The sequence below is a fragment of the Blastococcus sp. CT_GayMR20 genome, assembly GCF_004570345.1.
In genome coordinates this window covers 1-652 of record NZ_SPQM01000337.1, presented here as the reverse complement: position 1 = coordinate 652, position 652 = coordinate 1, and the positions used below count along the sequence as shown (strand labels likewise).

At 70.4% G+C, this 652-nt stretch carries 1 protein-coding gene; it reads right to left on the bottom strand.

The features are described from left to right. The coding region (locus E4P40_RS27805) for a PA14 domain-containing protein (protein ID WP_209305566.1) at positions 1–652 on the bottom strand (652 nt) is incomplete at both ends.

Here is a 652-nt window from a genome sequence, read left to right as displayed (position 1 = left end):
GTGGCGGCGGGGCTCCCACCCAGCTGACCTTCGCGACCGCCTCCTGGTAGGCGTCGTAGAACTCGACGCGGACCGTGTGGGTGCCGGCGGTGAGCGCCCGGGTCGCGGTGAAGGTGGCCTCCTGGTCACGCCACTGGTCGATGAGGACCGTGCCGTCGATGTACACCCGGATGCCGTCGTCGGCCTGCGCGGTGAACGTGTAGGTCGTCGCCGTCGGGAAGTCGATCGAGCCGGTGAACCGGGCGGACCAGTTGTCGGCCGGGATCCCGGTCGCCGGTGCCGTCAGGGCCCAGTCCTTGTTTAGCATCGGACCGGCCTCGCAGGTCTTGGCAGGGGCCGTCCCGGTCAGGGTCTTGTTGGCGAAGAACTCCGCCGTGTACTGCCCGGCCGCGCACGTGCCTCCGGGCGGGGGTGGGGGCGGCGGTGGCGTCGTGGCAGCCACCCAGTTGACCTTCGCGACCGCTTCCCCGGCTGCGTCGTAGAACTCCACGCGGACCGTGTGTGCGCCGGCGGTGAGCGCCCGGCTCGCGGTGAAGGTGGCCTCCTGGTCCCGCCATTGGTCGATGAGGACCGTGTCGTCGATGTACACCCGGATGCCGTCGTCGGCCTGGGCGGTGAACGTGTACGTCGCCGCGGTCGGGAAGTCGATAGA